General features: G+C 64.6%; 3 protein-coding genes. 1 reads left to right on the top strand and 2 read right to left on the bottom strand.

Annotation, left to right across the window (positions count from 1 at the left end; genetic code table 11):
• Window positions 1-152 precede the first annotated feature (152 nt).
• Window positions 153-1,556, bottom strand: coding sequence for a tryptophanase (locus tag VGQ94_08680; GenBank protein ID HEV2022592.1), 1,404 nt, complete (start codon window positions 1,554-1,556; stop codon window positions 153-155).
• 188 nt (window positions 1,557-1,744) lie between these two features.
• Between VGQ94_08680 and VGQ94_08685 the strand changes: the two genes are divergently transcribed.
• On the top strand, window positions 1,745-2,071 hold the full coding sequence (locus VGQ94_08685; protein ID HEV2022593.1) for a PilZ domain-containing protein: 327 nt from the start codon (window positions 1,745-1,747) through the stop codon (window positions 2,069-2,071).
• A gap of 88 nt (window positions 2,072-2,159) precedes the next feature.
• On the opposite strand, the gene VGQ94_08690 is transcribed toward VGQ94_08685, so the two are convergent.
• A partial coding sequence (locus VGQ94_08690; protein ID HEV2022594.1) for a S41 family peptidase occupies window positions 2,160-3,290 on the bottom strand: 1,131 nt, incomplete at its 5' end.

The raw sequence follows: 3,290 nt of genomic DNA on the forward strand, positions 1-3,290 counted from the left end.
CAACGCGCTGCTGGTGAATGGCGCCGTGATCTTTCCTGCCGGGTACGCCCGCACGGGGAAGCGGCTGCAGGAGCGCGGTCTTCGCGTCGTTCCGGTCGAGGTTTCGGAGCTGGCCAAGGCCGAGGGCGGAGTGACCTGTTGCAGTCTGATTTTCAGTGCGAAGTGATTGAAGTCGACGCCTTCGCACCCGCTGCGGCGGGCACTCCCAGTCGCTCGAACTGCGCGGTAAAGTGCCGCAGGAAGGGCGCCTCGTGGGTGAGCTTGAGGCCGTGGATCTGCTCGCGGTTCCGCCACACTTCCAGGATGATCTCCACCACGTAATCAATGTGACTCTGGGTGTAGACCCGGCGGGGGATGGCCAGCCGGACCAAGTCCATCCGGGCGGCCTTGCCGAACATCAGGGTGCCGATCTCGCAAGAGCGGATGCCGCCCTCCAGATATAGCTCCGCCGCCAGCGCCACACCGGGGAACTCCTGCGGCGGCACGTGCGGGAGAAAGGCGCGAGCGTCAATGTAGATGGCATGTCCGCCGGGCGGCTGCACGATGGGGACGCCCTTTCGCGCGATGTGGTCGCCGAGATACGCGGTCGAGGCGATGCGGTAGCGCAGGTAGTCCTCTTCTACCACCTCTTGCAGACCGACGGCCACGGCCTCGAGGTCGCGCCCGGCCATGCCTCCGTAGGTGGGATAGCCCTCGGTGAGGATGAGCAGGTCCTTCTCCTGCTGGGCCAGGGTATCGTCGTTGGTGCACAGGAAGCCGCCAATGTTGGCCAGGCCGTCCTTCTTGGCGGACATGGTGCAGCCGTCGCCCAGGCGGAACATCTCCTGTGCGATCTCCTTGGGAGTTTTCGACTCGTAGCCCTTTTCCCGCAGCTTGATGAAGTAGGCGTTCTCGGCGAAGCGGCAGGCGTCGAAGTACAGCGGGACGCCGTACTTGCGGCAGACGGCGCTGACCGCGCGCGCGTTCTCCATGGAGACTGGCTGGCCGCCGCCCGAGTTGTTGGTGAGGGTCAGCATGACCAGCGGCACCCGGTCGCGGCCCAGGCAGCGCAGGAGCTGATCCAGCGAGTTGACGTTCATGTTGCCCTTGAAAGGGTGCCAGGCCGCCGGGTCGCGAGCTTCGGAAATGGGAAGGTCCACCGCTTCGGCGCCGACGAATTCGATGTTGGCGCGGGTGGTGTCGAAGTGCGTGTTGTTGGGCACGACGTCGCCCTTGTGGCACATCACGCTGAAGAGGATGCGCTCGGCGGCGCGTCCCTGGTGGGTGGGGATGACGTGGCGGTAGCCGAAAATGTCCTGGACGGAGTCGCGGAAGTGGTCGAAGCTGCGGCTGCCGGCGTAGCTCTCGTCGCCCTGCATCATGGCTGCCCACTGGTGGGTGGACATGGCGCCGGTGCCGGAGTCGGTCAGCAGGTCGATCAGCACCTCTCGGCCAGGCAGCAGGAAGAGGTTGTAGTGGGCGGCGAGCAGCAAACGCTCGCGCTCCGCGCGCGTGGTCCAGCGAATGGGATCCACGCTCTTGATCACAAAAGGCTCGATGGTGGTTTTCACCGGCATGGGCACCGTCCTCATGACAGGAGAACCGCTTCCGGCGGGGAAATCTGTGACCCCGGTCACAGCCGGAGGTGCAGCCTACCCCTCGCTGCCCCAAACTTGGGCGTTGACCGGAGCCGGGGAAGGGCGTAGATTCTCGCTGTCGGCAGGCTGCTGCAACTCTCTTTCTCCTGCTCTCCCGCGAAAGAAGAATGCCAGAAAGTCCGAAGGACCGCCGAACCGCGCCGCGCTTTGCCATGCGCCTGCCTCTTATCGCCCGCTTTTCCAACGGAAGCGTGCATGAGGAAGAGACCTTCACCCAGGACGTCAGCTCTTCGGGCGCCTTCTTCTATGTGGATATGGAGATCGGCGGGCTCCGCCAGATCGAACTCACCCTGATCCTTCCCGCCGAGGGAGAGACCCCGGCGGACATCCGTGTCCGCTACACCGGGCGGGTAGCGCGGCTGGAGCGATCGCCGGAGGGAAGATTGGGCGTGGCCGCCGCGTTCGGAAGCTGCGAGTACCTGGCCCAGGCCTGAGCCGGCTGCAGCGAAAAATCAAGAGGCCCTCGCCACGGCGAGGGCCTTTTCTTGTCTTTCATCTTCTATCTTGTCTCTTGCGAATGACCTATTGGTTGCTGGCGGGCGAGCCGTTGTGCTGCGCGATGATCTTGCGGGCGTTATCGGCCAGCTCTTTGGCCTTGGGCAACAGGTCCAGGGCCTTGACCACCTGAGGATCGGTTTCCGCGTGCACCCGCAGGCCTTCCTGCTGGCCGAACTCGGAGATGAAGAGCTCGCTCTTGATGTTGGCGCGCAACCAGTCGTTCACGTCCATCAGTTCGCCCTCAGTGTAGGCGATCTTCTGCTCGTCCAGGAACTTGCGGAAGTCCTGCAGCACCTCGTCGGTGACTTCGAAGCCGCGCTGCACGTGGCGGGTGAGCAGGTAGTGGCGGGCGAAGTTGAAGAAGGCGTACTTCTGGAGCAGGGAATCCTGGAAGTGGTTGCTCTTTTGCGCGGGCAGCTTGACGTCCGGGGTGATGCCGCCGCCGCCATAGACGGTGCGGCCGCTGTCGGTGAGCTTCACTTCCTTGTTGCCGTTATTCTCACCCGCCTTGTTGTTGTAGTAGTAGTCGTAAAGCGAGACGCCGGTGTAGTCGCGCTGGATAAGCCGGCCGCTGGGGGTGTAGTACTTGGCCGTGGTCAGGGCGAGGCCGGTGTTCTCCGAGAGCGGATAGACGGTCTGCACCAAGCCCTTGCCAAAGGTGTTTTCGCCCACCACCAGGCCGCGGTCGTGGTCCTGGATGGCGCCGGCGACGATCTCCGCCGCTGAGGCCGTGCCCCGGCTCACCAGCACCACCAGGGGATAGTCCTTGCCGAGGTTGCCGCGGCGCGCGGTGTAGCGCTTCTCCGCCGAGGCGCGCCCGCGATGCGAGACGATGACCGCGCCCTTCTTCAGGAACTTGTCGGCCACGCCCACGCCCTCGCCGAGCAGGCCGCCGGGATTCTGCCGCAAGTCGAGGATCAGGCCCTTGAGCTCGCCGAACTCGTCCAGCGCCGCCTGCACCTCGTCCTCGGTGGTCTCATTGAAGCCGGAGACGTGCATGTAGCCGATCCCCGGACGCACCAGGAAGTGCAGGTCCACGCTGTAGCGCGGGATCTCGTCGCGGGTGATGGTGAACTCTAGCGGCTTGTCCAGTCCCTCGCGCACGATGGTGATGCGCACCTGGGTGCCTTTGGGTCCCTTGAGTAGTTCCGCGAC

This window comes from Terriglobales bacterium (assembly GCA_035937135.1).
Taxonomy (GTDB): domain Bacteria; phylum Acidobacteriota; class Terriglobia; order Terriglobales; family Acidobacteriaceae; genus DASYVL01.